The organism is Allobosea sp. Tri-44 (assembly GCF_004123845.1).
Taxonomy (GTDB): Bacteria; Pseudomonadota; Alphaproteobacteria; order Rhizobiales; family Beijerinckiaceae; genus Allobosea.
This window is the reverse complement of record NZ_NBDP01000016.1, coordinates 152,280-169,920: the sequence shown is the minus strand read 5'-3', so window position 1 is coordinate 169,920 and position 17,641 is coordinate 152,280. Positions and strand designations below refer to the sequence as shown.

The following is a 17,641-nucleotide window of genomic DNA, read 5'->3' as shown; positions in this document are numbered from 1 at the left end:
CGAAACGCGAAGCGACGAAGCAATCCAGGGAGACGTAGAGCTCTGCCACTGCTGGATTGCTTCGCGGAACCTGTCCTCGGGCTTGCCGAAGACAAGACCCGGGGGCTCGCAATGACACCGCGCCGCCCGTCAATTACAGGCGTAGTGGAACGCCCCGTCCTCGACCGTGACCTTCGCCTCCGTCAGCGGCTTCTTCTCGAGTTGCAGGTTGAGGATGCTGCGCGAGAGCGCCGGCAGCATCGAATTGGTGATGATGTTGTCGATCATGCGTCCGCCCGAATCCGGGTCGTTGCACTGGGCGACGATGTGCTCGACCACGGCATCATCGTAGACGAAGGCGGCGTTGTGGTTGTCGCGCAGGCGCTTGCCGATGCGCCCAAGCTGGAGGCGGACGATTCCGCCCAGCATCTCGCCAGAGAGCGGATAATACGGGATCGTCACCAGGCGCCCGATCAGCGCCGGCGGGAAGACCTTGAGCAGCGCCGGCCTGAGCGCGACTGCCAGTTCCTCGACGTCGGGACGGCTGCTTTCGTCACCGGCCATGCGCATGATCTCGTCGGTGCCGACATTCGAGGTCAGGATGATCAGCGTATTCTTGAAGTCGATGCGCCGTCCGGTGCCGTCCTCCATCTGGCCCTTGTCGAAGACCTGGAAGAACAGCTCGTGCACGTCGGGGTGGGCCTTCTCGACCTCGTCGAGCAGCACGACCGAATAGGGCTTGCGGCGCACCGCCTCGGTTAGCCTGCCGCCCTCGCCATAGCCGACATAGCCGGGAGGCGCGCCCTTCAGCGTCGAGACGGTGTGCGCCTCCTGGAACTCGCTCATATTGATGGTGATGACGTTCTGCTCGCCGCCATAGAGCGACTCCGCCAGCGCCAGCGCCGTCTCGGTCTTGCCGACGCCGGACGGGCCGCAGAGCATGAACACGCCGATCGGCTTGTTCGGATTGTCGAGCTTGGCGCGATTGGTCTCGATGCGCTTGGCGATCATGCCGATGCCATGCCCCTGCCCGACCACGCGCTTGTTCAGCGTCGCGGCGAGGTTGAGCACGGTCTCGATCTCGTCCTTGACCATGCGGCCGACCGGAATGCCGGTCCAGTCGGAGACGACCGAGGCGACCGACTGCTCGTCGACATGGGCGTAGATCATCCGGTTGGCCGGATCGATCGCGCCAAGCGTGGTAAACTTGTCCTTCAAACTGGCGCGCGTCGCCTCCGGATCGACCGGCGCTTCGGCCGGAGCGGCCTCGGCCGGCGCTTCACCATCGGCCGCGGGCGCTTCTCCAGCCGCCTTCTCGCCGAGCTTGCCGCGCAGCAGCGTGATCTCCTCGACAAGCGCGAGCTCGGAAGCCCAGTCGGCTTCGAGTGCCTCGAGCTTCGCCTTGAGCTCGGCGCTCTCCTCGTCGATCTTGCCGAGGCGCTCATCGGTCGCGTCGCCGAGATCCTTGTCGGCGATCAGGGCGACCTTCTCCTTCTCCAGCGCCGAGATCGCGACACGGGCATCCTCGATCGCCGCCGGCGTTGCGGTCTGGCTGATGGCGACGCGGGCGCAGGCGGTGTCGAGCAGGCTCACCGCCTTGTCGGGCAATTGACGGGCCGGGATGTAACGCGAGGAGAGCTGCACGGCGGCGACGATCGCAGCATCCGAGATGCGGACCTTGTGGTGCTTCTCCATCGGCCCGATCAGGCCACGCAGCATGGTGCAGCAGCGCAGCACATCCGGCTCATCGACCTGCACCGGCTGGAAGCGCCGGGTCAGCGCCGGATCCTTCTCGAAATACTGGCGGTATTCCGACCAGGTCGTCGCCGCGACAGTGCGCAAGGTGCCCCGGGCCAGCGCTGGCTTGAGCAGATTGGCGGCGTCGCCGGTGCCGGCCGGGCCACCGGCACCGATCAGGGTATGAGCCTCGTCGATGAACAGGATCACCGGCGTCGGCGAGGACTGGACTTCGTCGATCACCGAGCGCAGGCGCTGCTCGAACTCGCCCTTCATCGAGGCGCCGGCCTGCATCAGGCCGATGTCGAGCGCGCAGACCTTGACCCCGCGCAGCGGCGGCGGCACGTCGCCGGCGACGATGCGCTGGGCGAAGCCCTCGGCGATCGCCGTCTTGCCGACGCCGGCCTCGCCGGTGAGGATCGGGTTGTTCTGGCGCCGGCGCATCAGCACGTCGATGACCTGGCGGATCTCGTCGTCGCGGCCGAGGATCGGGTCCATCGTGCCCGAGCGCGCCTTCTCGGTCAGGTCCTGCGAGAAGCGGTCGAGCGCAGTGGTGCCCTTGGCGCCTTCGGCCTGCTCGGCGCCGGGCGTGCCGGCGGCGCGCAGCCCCGAGCCGTCCATCGGTCGCAGGTTCTCCTCTTCGGAGTCCTTCCAGATCTTGGTATGGCCGGCGGCGAGCTCCTCGACCGGGATCTTGCCGAACTCCTTCGAGATTCCGGTCAGCGCCCGCTTGAGTTCGAGCGATTTCAGCGCTGCGACCAGGACGTGGCCGGTCCTGATCTGGGTCTCGCCGAAGAACAGCGTGGCGTAGTGCCAGCCGCGGTCGAGCACGTCGACGACGTTGTTGGCAACGCCCGGCATCTCGGTCTCGTTCTTGCGGAAGCCCTCGATGACGCCGCCGATGTCGGTGGCGAGCCGAGCCATGTCGAGGCCGTAATGCTGCGCGGTCAGCCCGATATCGGTCGAGCGCCGCTGCAGGATCTGGGCGAGCCAGTGGGCCAGCTCGACATTGCGGTTGCCCGCGCCTTTGGCCTGGCGGAGCGCCTGGATGAAGGCCTCATAGCCGACGCGGTTGAGTTTTCCGGTGACGGCTTCGAGACTGATATCGGCCATGACTGCCTCCTTATCGTCGGTTCTGTGTCTGCTGGCTGCGCTTCAGCCGCATGCGTTCGGCGGGGTGGAAGCGGGCGTCGCGGCGCAAGCTGCCATCCGGCACGCCCCAGTTCGGCGAAACCCAGCTCGACCAGCCGAGCGCGCCAAAGCGGCCGAGCTGCATCGGCCGTACCTTCCCGACAGGCAAAGCGAGCTCGACATCCCATTCGAACTGTTCGCCGAGATAGAAGAACACCGCATCGGCCAGAGGCTCGCAGCGGTCGCCATTCGGCAGGAAGCGATTGAACTGCTCGAGATCGCGCGCCACGAGCTTGACCCGGAACTTGTCCTCGACGCTGTAGACACTGGCGCCGAGCAGGACATTGCTGCCGAGGGCGCACTGACCGCGGCCGAGCTTGGTCCGGTCCTCCGGGTCGAAGACCAGTCGCATGCCGACGAACTGCTCGACCTCGACCTCGATGTCGAAGAGACCGGCGAGCAGGCTGCGCAGGCGCGAGGCTGATTTGGCCTGCGCACCGGCGAGCCCGGCATGGGCCAGCTTTTCCGGATCGGGAACGCTATCGCGGTTCTGGTACGGCTTCGAGCCCAGCCCGACCATGCTGCCAACATAGGCGACGAACCGGTCCCTGTCAGGCCGGTCATGCTGCGCGATCGGCCGGGAATCGGCCCAGGCCCGGTAGAAGAGCTGCAGGAATCGGTTGTTGAAGATGTCGAGGAAGCGCGGGAAGGCGTCGTCGCGGACGAGCTGCCAGTGATAGCTCTCCTCGGTTGTCGCCAGCGGCAATGCGCCTTGCGGTCCGAGCAGGCCGAGGAATTTGACGAAGAGCCGCAGCCGCCCCTGCAGGTCGCGATCGACCTCGGCAAAGGTCGAGGCCGGGAAGTCCATATAGGGCTGTTCGCCGAGCGCGACGTATTCGTCGCGCCTCGCGGCTACGTCGCCGATGCGGTCGCGCTCCGGGAAGCTGCGCTCGATCCGGCGCAGTACCGCATAGAAATCATGGCGCCAGGGCTCGGCCTGCAACCCCTCGACGAAAGGCGGCTCGACGCGCAGCACATCGAGCGCGGCCGGTTCCGGTAGCGTGGGCGCGGCCTCGTTCACAGGATGCGCCTCGTGCCGGCGCGCGGCGGACCGCGCATCACCTCACCGCGCTCAACCGTGCGGATCACGGTCTGGGTGAAGTGGTTCATCGCCGCGTATTCGGCGAAGAAGCGGTCGAGCACCGCACCGAGCAGGAAGACGCCACTGCCCTCGAAGGCCTTCTCGTCGAGCAGGACCGTGATCTCGAGTCCGCGGGCAGCACCCGTTCCGGCCCGCTGCGGGAAACGCCGGATCACGGGCCGGCTGTCGACGCTCTTGATGCCGCGGATGCGGCGTTCCGTGGCGCTGTCGGCGAGGTCCGCGAAGAGCGAGAGCATCTCGCGCAGCGCCTCGGCGTTCTCGCCGGCACCACGCTGGACAAGGCCGAGATGGTTGAGGCTGAGCATGTTGATCAGCCGCCAGGCCACCACGCCCGTGCTCGCCATCTCGGAGCGAAGCCTGAGCTGCGAGACGATGGGCTCGCGTGGCGGCGTCGGCCCGGCGAGACAGGTCACGTCGAGCACGACGTTGTCGATCAGGCGGAAATCGGCCCCACCAGTGCCGGTCGGGAGATGCTCGGTGAGGTGGCGGTTGGAGCACAGCGCCCGGACGCTGAGCTCGGCGACGGATGCGGCGTCGGAGACCGTCGCCGGCTCGTAAAGCGAGATGAAGATTTCTGTGCCGGTATAGTCGGACGCCCTGCCCTCGCGCCGCTCGGCCGTCGAGCGCCGGCGCGGCAAGCGTCGGTGCGTATAGAGCAGGCCCTGCGTCGGCGAGGCGCCATCCGGCGAGGAATAGAGCGGGTGGACCGGCTGCTTGTCTCGCCCGCCGGTATAGTGCGCATAGACCTCGAGGATCGAATGCGGCTCGTAGTCGAGCATGCGGCTGCGATCGGGCACGACATGGTATTCGTGCTCGTTCTTGCGAACCGGGATGCGGTCGGTGGTCTTCTCGAACAGGTTCACCGCCGGGGCGGCATAGAGTGCGAACATCTGGCGCTGTACCGCGGCCGGCAGGCGCGTGTTGACCTCGTCGAAGACGAAGATCACGTCGACCGTCTTTGCTTTCAGCCGTGACATCACCTTGTCGAGGCCGGCCAGCTTGAATCCCAGGAATTTGCGCGGAAACCAGAACTGCTCGCGCAGCAGGTCGAATCCGCGGAATATCCGCGTATCGGCCGGCAGCAGCGCGTCGTCCTCGTCGAAGCCGATCTGCTCGACGGAGCACTCCGCGCCCGACAGCACGACAGGATCGCCGAACTCGTCGAGATAGCGGAAATAGACCCCGAGGCGGTCGCCGAAGATCTGCTCGTAGAGTGCGATCGCATCCGCCTCGGTGCCGAGCAGATGCACTGTGAGCTCGCGCGTCCTGCAGCCGGCGAACCAGCTCGCCGGTTGCTTCTTGGCCTCCTCCGGCGACGGCTCCTCCGTCGGGTCGGCGGCAACCCGGTGCGTCAGCGACAGGCGCAGACCCGAGAGTACCCGCCCGTCGGCTGGTAGCCCCAGCGCCTGCAGCGGCCCCGGCGCCGCGATGTACTCGGCGGAGGCGACGTCGAACGGCCACAGCGTCACCGCCGAGCCCAGCCGATAGCGGCAGGCGACCCGTCGATCGCGCTCGACATAAGTTGCGTCCAGGTAGGCGCCGCGCGGCACCTCGACGCCATCGCGCAGGGCCGGGTCGCCGTAGATCGGCGCAATTCCGGCGAGAAGCGCCGACGGCGTCGGCGCCAGGTAATTCGGAATGAGCTGTTCCAGGAGGTTGTTGGTGAACTCCGGAAACTCGTGCTTGAGCTTGAGTTGCACCCGCGCGGCGAGGAAGGCCGCGCCTTCGAGCAGGCCGGCGACCATCGGGTCCATGCGCTCGCCGACCAGCCCGCCGAGCCGTTCGGCGATCCCGGGATATTCCTCGGCAAACTCTTTCGTATGCTCGGTGAAGAGCCGGAGTTCGCGATTGTAGAAGTCGAGGAATTCCTGGTTCATGAGGCGCTATCTATTCTTGATCGCGATCTTGCCGGTATCGAGCTCGACATCGGCAACAAACTGTACCGGAATGTTGAGCGGCTCGCAGTTGAGATCGGCGCGCACGACGAAGCGGATCTTCAACTCCGCCTTGTCGAGCCCCTCGTCACGCTCGACCACGATCGACTGCTTCAGCAAGCGCGGCTCGAAAGCGAGCAGGACCTGGGCTAGCTCGTCCTTGATCGCGCCGACCCGGTATTCGTCGATCGACTTGTTCTGGATATCGGGAAAGCCGTGATTGAGCACGGAGCGGCGCACATGCTCGTGGCGCGACAGATCAGTGGACGAGCCGAAATTGATCGTGTTGACCAAGGCCTCGAGATCGATGGCGATTTCCTGGCGGAGCTTGCTTTCGGTGATCGCGGCCCGCGGCGCGGCGCGACGACCGGCCACGACCCGCTCACCACCAGCGTCACGCAGGTCGAGATGGACCCTGGCGTCCTTGCTGCGATGCGCCTCACGGAAGGCGAACATCAGCGGCGGACGCAACCGGTTCTTCGCCTTGGGATCGAGCATCGGCGTGTTCCCGCGAGCAATCGTTCAAACGATGGACTCCCGGCGATCGCTGCCGCAGTCGCGAGGAGCCCGTCCAGTGCTTGACAGGTTCGGCGGCGCCGAGGGGCGCCGCCGCAGATGTCCTGACCAGGCCCGCCGAAGCGAGCCCGATCGCATCGGCATCTTATTCCTTGTTTTCCTTGAGGTTCCAGGTTCCGGTCGAGGTCGCGCCGAGCGAACCGTCCTTGTTCTGGATCTTGTACTCGAACTTGATCTTGGAGAAATTCAGCGAGAACTGGTCGGTCGGAACCGGGTTTCCGCCGGTCGAGTCGCCCGACTGATAGCTCGACACCAAGAGGTCCTCGAGCGTGACCTTGTAGAACTCCTGCTGCTCCTTGCCCTGCTTGCGGACGAAGAGAACGGCCTTCTTGATATGGTCGCCGGTGGCGCATTTCAGCATCAGCACCGGCGAGGCCTTGCTGACATTGGCGGTGCAGTGCAAGTCCTGGTAGCTGGCCTTGCCGGCGCCGCCGCCGGAACCGGCCGAATGCGTGCCGGAGTTGCTGACGCCCCAGGAGAAGGATTCGATCTCGATCGTCTCCTTGTGCTTGGAATCCTGGCTCTCGCCTTTAACGCCGTCGATCTCAAGCAGGAAGTCGCTTGCCATGGTGCTCTCCAATGGTTGGCTGTTTCAGGGTGATTTGGGCATAGAACTCGCGTCGCCTGGAGAGCTCCCCCCATGCGTCGCCACTCTCCCTGCGCGTCATGCGCAGGGCCAACTATCGTCCTGGGGGCCTGCGCGCTGAAGGCGCGCCCGGGTCTCAGGCCTTGGGCGCCGGCAGGCGCGAGACGAGGCTCAGACCGATGTCCATGCCCTCGAGCTGGAAATGCGGCCGGAGGTAGAACTTGGCCGAATAATAGCCAGGGTTCTCCTCGTCTTCGAAGACGTCGATGCGCGCTTCGGACAGGGGCTTGCGCGCCTTCGTCTCCTCGCTGGAGTTCAGCGGATCGCCGTCGACATACTCGGTGATCCACTCCTGCAGCCAGCGACGCAGGGGCTCGCGCTCCTTGTAGGAGCCGACCTTGTCGCGCACCATGCACTTCAGATAGTGCGCGAAGCGCGACACGGCGAACATGTAGGGCAGACGCGAGGACAGGTTGTCGGAGGCGGTCGCCGCAACACCGTCTGGCCCGAAGAAGGCCTTGGGCTTGTAGAGCGACTGCGCGCCGATGAACGCCGCCTTGTCCGTGTTCTTGCGGTGGATCAGCGGGATCAGACCGGACTTCGCCAGCTCTGCCTCACGGCGATCGCTGATCGCAATCTCGGTCGGGCACTTCAGGTCGACGCCACCGTCATCCGTCGGGAAGGTGTGGGTCGGCAGGTTCAGCACCTCGCCGCCCGACTGGACGCCGCGGATGCGGGTGCACCAGCCATACTCCTTGAAGGCCCGGTTGATGTTCACCGCCATCGCATAGGCGGCGTTCATCCAGGCGTATTTCTCGCCCTTGTGACCGTCGGTGTCCTCCTCGAAGGCAAACTCCTCGACCGGCTCCGACTTCGCCCCGTAGGGAACCCGCGCGAGGACCCGTGGCAGGCACAGGCCGACATATCGGGAGTCGGCTGCATCGCGCAGGCCCTTCCAGGCCGCGTAGTCCGGCGTGTCGAAAACCTTGCCGAGATCGCGCGGATTGGAGAGCTCCGTCCAGGAGTCCATGCCCATCAGCGTCGGATCGGCGCCGGTGAAGAGCGGGGCATGGGCGGCGGAGGCGACCTTCGACAGATCACGCAGCAGCTGCACATCCGCCGGGACGTGGCTGAAGTGGTAGTCGCCGACCAAGGCACCGAAGGGCTGGCCGCCGAGCTGACCGAACTCCTGCTCGTAAATCTGCTTGAAGAGCGGGCTCTGATCCCAGCGGGCGCCCGGATAGGTCTTCAGATTGCGGTAGAGCTCGCTCTTGCCGACATTCATCACCTTGATCTTCAACTGCGAGTCGGTCTCGGAATTGAAGACGAGGTAGTTGAGGCCGCGCCAGGCGCTTTCGAGCTTCTGGAACTCCGGTGCGTGCAGCACCTCGTTCATCTGCTCGGTGAGCTTGGCATCGAGCCGGGCGATCATCTCCTCGATCGTATCGAGCACGTCGCCCTTGATCAGGGTCTGGTCAGCGAGCGCCTGGTTGACCAGGGTCGCAACCGCGTTCTCGACCTCACTCGCCGCCCGTTCAGTCTTCGGCTTGAAGCTCTGCTTCAGAAGCGCCGAGAAGTCATCGACCTCGCGGACTTCTGCAGTCTCTGTGCCGGGTTGTTTGATCTGTGCTTCCGCCATGGCCGCCTCGCTTACCCGTTGCCGTCCTGCTTGTTGTCGTCAGCTGGCTTTTCGCCGAGCCTGTCCTTCAGCGCCGCCATCAGATTTGGATCGGACAGCAGAGCCTTGAGCTGATCGCTGGCCGCAACCTTGCCGTCCATGTAGCGCAGCAGGTTGGCGAGCTGCTCGCGCGCTTCCAGCAGCTTGGCAGTCGCCGGAATCTGCCGGGCGATCGCAGCCGGGCTGAAATCGTCGAACTTCTTGAACTTGAGCGAGACCGAAAGCTTGTCGCCCCCCTCGCCGCCTAGCTTGTTCGGCACGGCGAAAGCGGCACCGGGCGCGATCGCGGCCATGCGCTGATCGAAATTGTCCATGTCGACGTCGAGGAACTTGCGCTCGCCGATGTCCGACTTCTCGACTTCGGAGGCATTGCCGGAAAGATCGGCGAGAACGCCCATCACGAAGGGCAATTCGATCTTCTGATCCGCGTTGTAGGGATCTTCATAGGTGATGTGGACACGCGGCGGCCTGTTGCGGCGAATGAACTTCTGCCCTGAATCTCCGGCCATGACGGCGCCCCTTCCTCTAGAGGCATCACGCAAGGACAGCGCGATACCACGCTAACGATCCAGCTCGCTATACCATACACACTTGCCAATCGCTTGACAGTTCTCTTCGAACTGCGCGAATCGGCGGCGGCAGAGTTCAGCCAGCCCGACTTTGCAGATGGATGACGGTGTCCGCATCCACCGAACGAATGAGGCGCGACGGTCCGTCACCCGGCCGACGCGACACTATTCTTCGCTGCCCTGCCTTATGCCGACTTCAGGGAGGATATCGCTCAGCAGCGACAGAAAATCCTGCTGCGCCAGCGCACAGGCCTTGTCCATCAGCAACGGGACGGGATTGGACGGCTCGGCGTGGCGGTAGAACGCAGCCACGGACTTCATCCGGGCGATCGCCTCGGCGCGGTTTGCGACGGCAATCGCAGGCACAGCCGCAGCCGCTGCGGGCCTCTTCGGCTCGGGCTCGGGCTCGGCCTCCGGCTGCGCGTCTTCTGCCCAGTCGTCCGCGCTTTCCGACGCTTCCGTCTCGGTCTCTCCGGACTCGTCGGCCGGCTCGTCCTCCGCGCCAGTGTCCTCGTCATCGCCGGATGAGGAATTGTCGTCGTCACTGCTGTCATCATAGCCGCTACTGTCGTCGTAGCTGCCGCTGTCGTCCTCACTGGTGCTGTCGTAACCGTCACCGCCCAGGCGCTCCAGCGGCAGCTGATATTTCGTGTCGTCACCGATTTCGAGCATCGCCTTGTCGACATGCTCGGGGAACATGATCTGGATGACCTCGATGAGCGACTTGCCGATCAGGCGTTGCGCCTGCCCGATCAGGAGCACCGCGGGGCTCGACGGCTCGACGCGCCGGAAATAGGCAAGACAGCCGCCAAGTGCAGCCTGCGCCTCGGCAACAGAGGCGCAGGCCCCGGCCGGGATGGTGGCTGCAGCGACCATGACCGTGCCGCCGGCGCCGCCTGGCACCTCGACGGCGACGACACCTTGCTGAGCCGGCGCGCGTCGCTCGACCGCGGCCTCGAGGAAGGTGATGATCTGCCCGACCAGGCCCGCCAGGCGCGGGAAGGTCACGGCCTGGTCGGCACCGAGGTGCTCGCTCCAGATCGCTCGCAGCCGCAAGAGTGCGTCGCGGATCGCCGTGACGTGACTGAGCATCGCCGTCAGATCGGAGAGTTCGGCTTCCTTCAGTGCGGCAGCGATACCCCCGGCATCCGGATGCTGCTCGTCCTCGTTGGCACGCAGTTCGCCCAGGGCGATGAGCTGGCTACGGAACATCACCGGCCCCAGCCGCTTGCTGGTGAAGATCGGGGCGTGCTGCAACGGCAAGGCGATGGTGGCGTTCTCGTCAAGTCCCTGCAGGGCGACTTCACGCATGATGAAGTCGCCATCCTCGGCCTTGGGATGAATCTCCTCCCAATAGTCGCCGAGATAGCTCGTAATCAGTCCGAGACTTCCGGCGAAGCCGGCGATGTCCCGGTTGAGCAGACAGAGTTTGCCGGCGAGCACGAAGCCGCGCAGATCGCGGCTCCGTTTCAGAATCTTGCCGAGATCCCCGAAAGCTGCCGGAAAGTCGATCGTGCTGCGGTCGAAGGAAACCTGCCGCCCATCATCCTCGCGACGGAAATAGGAGGTCGGCAGCGCCACTTCCAGGCGCCCCAGCACATTCATGAAATCCGGATCGGCGTCCGGATCGGGACCGCAAGGATCGTCGGCCGAAACCGGCTTCGCGAGGTCAGCGAAATTGAGCGCAGCCATGCCCCCTCACGGTTGGTCAAATCTTTCGGGGCTCGGCCGCCAGGCCGTCATTCCACCTGCAGCCGTGTCTCTACCCGGCGATTATCGGCAGAGAACTTGTCGGCGACGACAGGCTTGGTCTGGCCGAGGCCACGCGGGACGAGCTTGGCGATATCGACGCCCCGCTCGCTCAGATACCGCACGACCGCCTTGGCGCGGCGCTCCGACAGGCTCAGATTGTAGTCGGCCGTGCCGCTGGCGTCGGTATGTCCCTCGACCAGGAAGCTGCTCGCTGCGAGCTGCGGGTCCCTCAGTGCCTTGGCGAACTCGTCGAGGTTCAGCTTCGCCTCGGACTCAAGCACGTCGGAATTGTACTTGAACTTGACGATGAGGTCGAAGGCGCTGGCCGGCTTCACGACATGACCGGCCTTGTTGCATTCGGCTTCGGTACCGACGCACAAGCCGCGCGAAACGCCGAGATTGGGCGTCGCGGGCCCGAAGTGCTTGACGATGTCGTCCGCCTTGTAGGCCTGCGCCTGCACGACGAGAGGCGACAGCACGCAAAAGCCTGCGGCAAGAGCGGCACTAACCATGACAAGGGCCTGCTTGCGCATGGTCTTCCTCCTGTTTAGGTTCGCTGAGGCGGTTGAAGATTGACGGCGCGAATTATGCCTCGCAGCGGCAGCTGCGTCAATAGTCGTCTCTTGTCGCAAACCATGAGGTTTGGTTGATGCCCGCCGCCCTTGGACAAACGAAAAGACTTGCCTCTTTTACAACGCCGGCGGGTCAAGATGTCTTTTCGCTTCTCAAGTTTGAGGCGAGAGAAGCTCTCAGCGAATTGTTCGTTTACCAGGTCGAAGCCACGTGCACGACTGCGAATGCCGACCTCCAAAGCTTGATCGGCGAAAAATGCGCCATCAAGATGACGCTGAAGAACGGCAAGGAGCGAATCTTCAACGGCGTGCTCGTCGAGGCCCAATGGCTCGGCCGTGAGAACGACCTCGACCATTACCGCTTCGTGCTGCGTCCCTGGCTCTGGCTGCTCTCGCAGCGCTCGGATTGCCGCATCTTCAAGAACAAGACCGCGATCGACATCATCAAGATCATCTTCGGAAAGGAAGACAAAGCGAGCTTCGGCGACCGTGTCAGCGAGAAGCCGCCGGTGATCGATTACTGCGTACAGTATCGCGAGAGCGATCTCGACTTCGTCCTGCGTTTGATGGAGAAGTACGGCATCTACTACTACTTCCAGCACAGCGAGGGCGATCACAAGCTCATCCTCTCGGATGCCCGCGGCTCACATGACACGGTTACCGCAGCCGCCGAACCGACCTTCGCCGGCGCCGGCAGCGCCTATCCGTTCATGCCGAAGGACAAGAGCCAGCGGCGCCCTATCGAGCATCTGACACAATGGTCGACGCAACGACGGCTGCGTACCGGCAAGGTCGAGCTCAAGGATTATGATTTCGAGAAATCGACCTCCGACCTGACGGCTCGGGCGGAGGAAGGCTTCCCCCGAACCAAGGCGTACGAGGCTTTCGACTATCCGGGCTCCTATCTGGAGCGCGGCAAGGGCGACAAGTTCGCCCGAATCCAGGCTCAGGCCGAACAGGCGCAGGACGAGCGGCGCCTTGCCATGGGCGATGCTCCGAGCCTCAACCCCGGCACGCTGATGACGCTGACCGATCACGCGGTCGGGGCGGAGAATGCGGAGTATCTGGTGGTGCGCGCCACACATGCCTATGGCGTGCAGAGCTACCGTTCGTCGAAACGCTCCGATGAGGCGATCTATCATGGCTCCTATGAGTTTCAGAAGGCCGACAAGCGCTTCCGCGCGCCACTGGTGACCCCCTCGCCGCTCGTGATCGGCCCCGATACGGCAAAGGTGGTGGGCGAGAAGAACAAGGGCGAGGAAGGCGACATCGACGTCGACAAATACGGCCGCATCTGGCTGCGCTTCCATTGGGACCGCGAAAAGGAGTCGACGTCCTGCCGGGTTCGCGTCGCGCAGGCCTGGTCGGGCAAGAACTGGGGCGGGCAGATCATCCCGCGCATCGGCCAGGAGGTCGTGGTCTCCTATATCGGCGGTGACCCGGACCGGCCGATCATCACGGGCGCGGTGGTCAACGACCAGCACATGCCGCCCTACGACCTGCCGGCCAACAAGACCCAGTCGGGATTGAAGTCGGAATCGACCGATGGCGGCGGCAAGTCGGGCAAGTTCAACGAGATCAAGTTCGAGGACCTCGCCGGCAAGGAGGTCTTCTCCATGCAGGCCGAGCGCGACCACAAGACCGAGGTCTTCAACCTCGAGACCCGCGATGTCGGCAAGAGTTTCGAAGGCGGCCCGACCGATTTCGCCCGCACAACGCAAATCCTGAGCGGTAGCGACAAGCTGCACGTCAAGCAGGGCAAGCGCTATGTCGAGGCGGCGCTGGAGATCAAGCTGGTCTGCGGCGAGAGCGAGATCACGATGACCCCGACCGACATCACCATCTCCTCGCCGATGATCACGATAAAGAGCACGGCCAAGACCGAGATCAACGGCGGCGGTGCGACCATCATCACCGGCGGCGTCGTCAAGATCAACTGAGGCCGCGATGTCGAAACTTCGCTTCAGCACGGCGCAGGAAGTCTTCGAGACGTTTCCCGCCACGCGCCAGATCATCAACACGGCGCCGACCACGGAGCCGCCGCTGACCTTCCTGCGCGGCCTCGCCAAGGCCGGCAATCACAAGGACGCGGTCGGCTTCTGCGCCTTCCTGATGCCGCGTCGCGAGACGGTCTGGTGGGCGCTGCAAAGCGTCCAGCGCATGATGCCGCCCGGAACCCCACCAGATCCCGGTCTGAAGGCAGCCGAGGCCTGGGTGCGCGACCCGACCGACGAGACACGCCGGGCCGCTCTGGCGCTCGGCGAAAACGGCCATCATGCCAGCCTGGGCACTTGGGTTGCGCTCGCGGCCGGCTATTCCGGCGGGAGCATGGTCATGACCCACGCGGTGCCCTGCCCCCCGGACCTGACGGCAAAGACGGCGCGAATAGCGGTATTAACCGCGCTTGGGCGCGTACCTGAACGCGAGCGTGATGCCGCATTGCGAAACTGCGTCGAAGCGTGCATTCGTCTGCTCGATGACGAAAGCGGCAAGACGAGACCATAATATGGCCCCGGGGCCGGTGCGACTGCCGGCCTTCCGCGACGGCGAGGCGAGCGTCCCGACATGGCGCTGACGCTGACGATCGAGAATCAGGCCTCGCTGCCGGACGGCGGCCCGCTCAGCGTGACTTTGAGCGGCGGGCGGGGGCTCGATATCGGCCGTGACCAGCATCTCGACTGGTGCCTGCCCGACCCGAGCCGCGCCGTCTCCGGCCGCCATTGCGAGGTCCGCTTCAACGACAACGCCTATTGGCTGCGCGACATCTCGACCAACGGCACCTTCGTCAATGGCGGGGCTTATCGCGTGCAGTCGCCCTACCGGCTGCAGCATGGCGACCGGCTCGAGATCGGCCACTACGTCATCGCGGTATCGATCGACGACGTGGAGCGCGGGTCGACCGGCCAGGTCGAGCGATCGGCCATGCCGCCGCCACCGGGCGATTCGCTGTGGGAGTCGAATGGCGACGAGGCGCCGCCGATCGCCCGGCGCGATCTGATCCCGCCGCAGAAGTACCAGCCGGTACACGCACCCTTCATCGACTGGGCCGCCGACATCCCGACGCCTGGCGAGCCCGCACAGGCCTACGCGCCGCAACCGGCAACGCCGCCGCCCTCGCCACGACCCGACGAGCTCGCCTGGGCGCCCTACCAGGCCCCTCCGGCTCCCGAGCCCGAGCCGATCGCGCCGATCCCGACGCCGCGCCGGCCGCCTTCGCAAGGCGGCAATGGCGATCCCTGGAACGAGGCTCCGGCCGCGCCGCAAGGGCGCCCGAGCTTCGATGCGCCGCACGAGCCGGCGCCATCGCGCCCCGCCCCCCCACCGCCTCCGCTGATGAGCGCTCCGATGGGCGGCCCGGGAATCTCGCCGGCCGAGTTCATCGCCCGCTTCGCCCGTGGCGCCGGCCTGCCGGTCGAGGAATTGTCATGGCAGGATCCCGGCGCCTTCGCCGAGCAGACAGGCGCGCTGATGCGCCTGATCGCCATCGAGCTCAAGGCGTTGCTGGCGGCCCGCGCCGAGAGCAAGCGCATCGCCCGCAGCTCGAACCAGACGATGATCCAGGCGCAGGACAACAACCCGCTCAAATTCTCGCCGACGATCGAGGACGCGCTGAAGCTGATCTTCGGGCGGCCGACCAGCGGCTATCTCAGCGCCCAGAAGGCCTTCGAAGAGAGCTTCAAGGATCTCAAGATCCACCAGATCAAGACTTATTCGGCCATGCAGCACGCGCTGCGCATGCTGGTCGAGGATCTCGATCCGCAGGCCGTCGCCGAAAGTCTCGACGCCGGACGTGGGATCGAAGGCCTGCTGTCCTCGCGCAAAGGCAAGCTCTGGGACGCCTATGTCGCCCGCTGGGAAGCGAAGACCGCGCCCTACGAGGATGGGCTGGTCGACGCCTTCATGCTCTATTTCGCGGAGTGCTACGACCGCGGCGGCCGCTGAGCCAAAGGCTCAGGTCAGAGGCACCACCAACCCGTCACGGATCGTGACCTGGCGGTCCATGCGCCGCGCGAGGTCGAGGTTGTGCGTCGCGATCAGCGCGGCCAGCCCCGAAGCGCGCGCCAGTGCCACCAGCGTGTTGAAGACATGCAGCGCAGTCTGCGGGTCGAGATTGCCGGTCGGCTCGTCTGCCAGCAGGACGCGGGGCGCATTGGCGACGGCGCGCCCGATCGCGACGCGCTGTTGCTCGCCGCCCGACAACTCGCCCGGCAGATGGTCGAGCCGCTCGCCGAGGCCGAGGAAGCTCAGGAGCTCGGTGGCGCGCGACTTCGCCTCGGTCTTGCCGAGGCCCCGGATGCGCTGCGGCAAGATGACGTTCTCCAGCGCCGTGAACTCCGGCAGGAGATGGTGGAACTGGTAGACGAAGCCGATCTCGGTGCGCCGGAGCCGGGTCAGGCCCTTGTCGTCGAGCTGCGAGGTCGGCACGCCGCCAATGAAGACCTCGCCGCTGTCCGGACTCTCGAGCAGGCCGGCAACGTGCAGCAGGGTCGATTTACCAGTGCCGCTCGGCGCGACAAGCGCGACGAGCTCGCCCGGCCAGATCGCGAAATCGGCCTTGCGCAGCACCTCGAGCGGCCTGTCGGACTGGGGGTAGTAGCGCTCGATCTGGGAGAGAAAGAGCGCCGGCGTCTCGGTTGCCATCGATCGAGATCCTCAACCCATCCGCAGGGCTTTGACGGGGTCGAGACGCGCGGCCTTCCAGGCAGGATAGAGCGTGGCCAGCAGCGACAGGATGAGCGTCATGACGACGACGCTCGTAACCTCGCGCCAGTCGATCACCGAGGGGATGTCGCTCAGGAAGCGCACGGTCGGATCCCAGGGGTTGATTCCCAGCAGCTTGCTCAGGCCCTTGTTGATGGTCTGGATGTTCTTGGCGAAGGCGATGCCGAGAACAAAGCCGGCGAAAGTTCCGACGACGCCGATCGTCGCGCCCGTGATCAGGAAGACCCGCAGCACCGTGCCGCGCGAGGCGCCCATGGTGCGCATGATCGCGATGTCTTCGGTCTTGTCCTTCACCAGCATGATCAGGCCGGAGACGATGTTCAGCGTCGCGACCAGCACGATCAAAGTCAGGATGATGAACATCACATTGCGCTCGACCTCGAGCGCATTGAAGAAGGTACGATTGCGCTGGCGCCAGTCCGACAGCACCAATGGCCTTGGCGGATCGGCCTCGATCCGATCACGCACCGCCTGCGTCTGGTCGGGATTGTCGATGAATATCTCGATGACGTTCACGTCGCCATCGCGGTTGAAATAGGCCTGGCTCTCGGCGAGCGGCATGAAGACGAAGGAGGAGTCGAACTCCGACATGCCGATCTCGAACACCGCCGTGACCGGATAGGCCTTGATCCGCGGCGCCGTGCCGAACGGCGTCGAAGCCCCACGCGGCGTGACGATGGTGATGGTGTCGCCCGCCTGCAGGCCGAGCGAGCCGGCGAGCCGGCGGCCGATCGCGACGCCGCCCGCGGAGGCGAAGCCGTCGAGCGTGCCCTGGCGGACATTGTTGGCGATGAAGGGGATCGACTTGATGTCGCCTTCCGAGATGCCACGCACCAGCACGCCGCCATTGCCGACTTGCGACGAGGCGAGCGCCTGCCCTTCCACCAGCGGGATCGCCAGCTTGATGCCCTGGACCTGGCGCAACCTGGCCGCGACCTGCTCGTAATCGTCGAGCGGCCGGTCGATCGGCGTCGCGAAGATGTGGCCGTTGACGCCGACGATCTTCTCCAGCAGCTCCTTGCGGAAGCCGTTCATCACCGACATCACGATGATCAGCGTGGCGACGCCGAGCAGGATGCCGAGGAAGGAGAAGCCGGCGATGACCGAGACGAAGCCCTCGCGCCGGCGCGTGCGCAGATAGCGGCCGGCGAGCAGCCACTCGAAACCGGCGAAGGGCTTGGTGCCGGTCGGCACGCTCTTCGCGCCCCGGGCCTCGGCGACGGCGCTCATGACCGCCCTCCTC

At 65.2% G+C, this 17,641-nt stretch carries 14 protein-coding genes; 3 read left to right on the top strand and 11 right to left on the bottom strand.

Annotated features, from left to right (window positions below; all coding sequences use genetic code 11):
• Positions 1–129: 129 nt before the first annotated feature.
• The 9 genes from tssH to B6S44_RS11515 form a co-directional block, all read right to left on the bottom strand.
• A complete protein-coding gene (gene tssH, locus B6S44_RS11555; RefSeq protein WP_129157039.1) occupies positions 130–2,829 on the bottom strand; it encodes a type VI secretion system ATPase TssH in 2,700 nt (899 codons plus the stop codon).
• A gap of 10 nt (positions 2,830–2,839) precedes the next feature.
• A complete protein-coding gene (gene tssG / locus B6S44_RS11550; RefSeq protein ID WP_349236367.1) occupies positions 2,840–3,928 on the bottom strand; it encodes a type VI secretion system baseplate subunit TssG in 1,089 nt (362 codons plus the stop codon).
• Positions 3,925–5,886: a type VI secretion system baseplate subunit TssF gene (tssF, locus tag B6S44_RS11545; RefSeq protein WP_129157038.1), complete on the bottom strand. Its 1,962-nt coding sequence runs from the start codon at positions 5,884–5,886 to the stop codon at positions 3,925–3,927. Before tssF ends, tssG begins: the two co-directional genes overlap by 4 nt.
• A gap of 6 nt (positions 5,887–5,892) precedes the next feature.
• Positions 5,893–6,441: a type VI secretion system baseplate subunit TssE gene (locus B6S44_RS11540; protein ID WP_248309559.1), complete on the bottom strand. Its 549-nt coding sequence runs from the start codon at positions 6,439–6,441 to the stop codon at positions 5,893–5,895.
• Positions 6,442–6,604: 163 nt separating this feature from the next.
• Positions 6,605–7,087, bottom strand: coding sequence for an Hcp family type VI secretion system effector (locus tag B6S44_RS11535; RefSeq protein ID WP_129157037.1), 483 nt, complete (start codon positions 7,085–7,087; stop codon positions 6,605–6,607).
• Positions 7,088–7,241: 154 nt separating this feature from the next.
• Positions 7,242–8,744, bottom strand: coding sequence for a type VI secretion system contractile sheath large subunit (gene tssC / locus B6S44_RS11530; RefSeq protein ID WP_129157036.1), 1,503 nt, complete (start codon positions 8,742–8,744; stop codon positions 7,242–7,244).
• 11 nt (positions 8,745–8,755) lie between these two features.
• Entirely contained in the window at positions 8,756–9,292 is a 537-nt protein-coding gene (gene tssB, locus B6S44_RS11525; protein ID WP_129157035.1) for a type VI secretion system contractile sheath small subunit, read from the bottom strand.
• A gap of 225 nt (positions 9,293–9,517) precedes the next feature.
• A complete protein-coding gene (locus B6S44_RS11520; RefSeq protein ID WP_129157034.1) occupies positions 9,518–11,044 on the bottom strand; it encodes a type VI secretion system protein TssA in 1,527 nt (508 codons plus the stop codon).
• Positions 11,045–11,091: 47 nt separating this feature from the next.
• On the bottom strand, positions 11,092–11,637 hold the full coding sequence (locus B6S44_RS11515) for an OmpA family protein (protein WP_129157033.1): 546 nt from the start codon (positions 11,635–11,637) through the stop codon (positions 11,092–11,094).
• 116 nt (positions 11,638–11,753) lie between these two features.
• Between B6S44_RS11515 and B6S44_RS11510 the strand changes: the two genes are divergently transcribed.
• The 3 genes from B6S44_RS11510 to tagH are packed head-to-tail and all read left to right on the top strand — an operon-like array spanning position 11,754 to position 15,618.
• Entirely contained in the window at positions 11,754–13,616 is a 1,863-nt protein-coding gene (locus B6S44_RS11510; protein ID WP_129157032.1) for a type VI secretion system Vgr family protein, read from the top strand.
• A 7-nt stretch (positions 13,617–13,623) separates the two neighbouring features.
• Entirely contained in the window at positions 13,624–14,181 is a 558-nt protein-coding gene (locus B6S44_RS11505; RefSeq protein WP_129157031.1) for a DUF6931 family protein, read from the top strand.
• A gap of 60 nt (positions 14,182–14,241) precedes the next feature.
• Positions 14,242–15,618 carry a type VI secretion system-associated FHA domain protein TagH gene (gene tagH, locus B6S44_RS11500; protein ID WP_129157030.1) on the top strand — a complete coding sequence of 459 codons (1,377 nt, stop codon included), beginning with the start codon at positions 14,242–14,244 and terminating at the stop codon, positions 15,616–15,618.
• 9 nt (positions 15,619–15,627) lie between these two features.
• On the opposite strand, the gene B6S44_RS11495 is transcribed toward tagH, so the two are convergent.
• Positions 15,628–16,317 (bottom strand): ABC transporter ATP-binding protein, encoded by a 690-nt coding sequence (locus B6S44_RS11495; RefSeq protein WP_129157029.1) that lies wholly within the window; start codon positions 16,315–16,317, stop codon positions 15,628–15,630.
• Between the two features lie 12 nt (positions 16,318–16,329).
• Positions 16,330–17,628 carry a lipoprotein-releasing ABC transporter permease subunit gene (locus B6S44_RS11490; RefSeq protein ID WP_129157028.1) on the bottom strand — a complete coding sequence of 433 codons (1,299 nt, stop codon included), beginning with the start codon at positions 17,626–17,628 and terminating at the stop codon, positions 16,330–16,332.
• Positions 17,629–17,641: the final 13 nt, after the last annotated feature.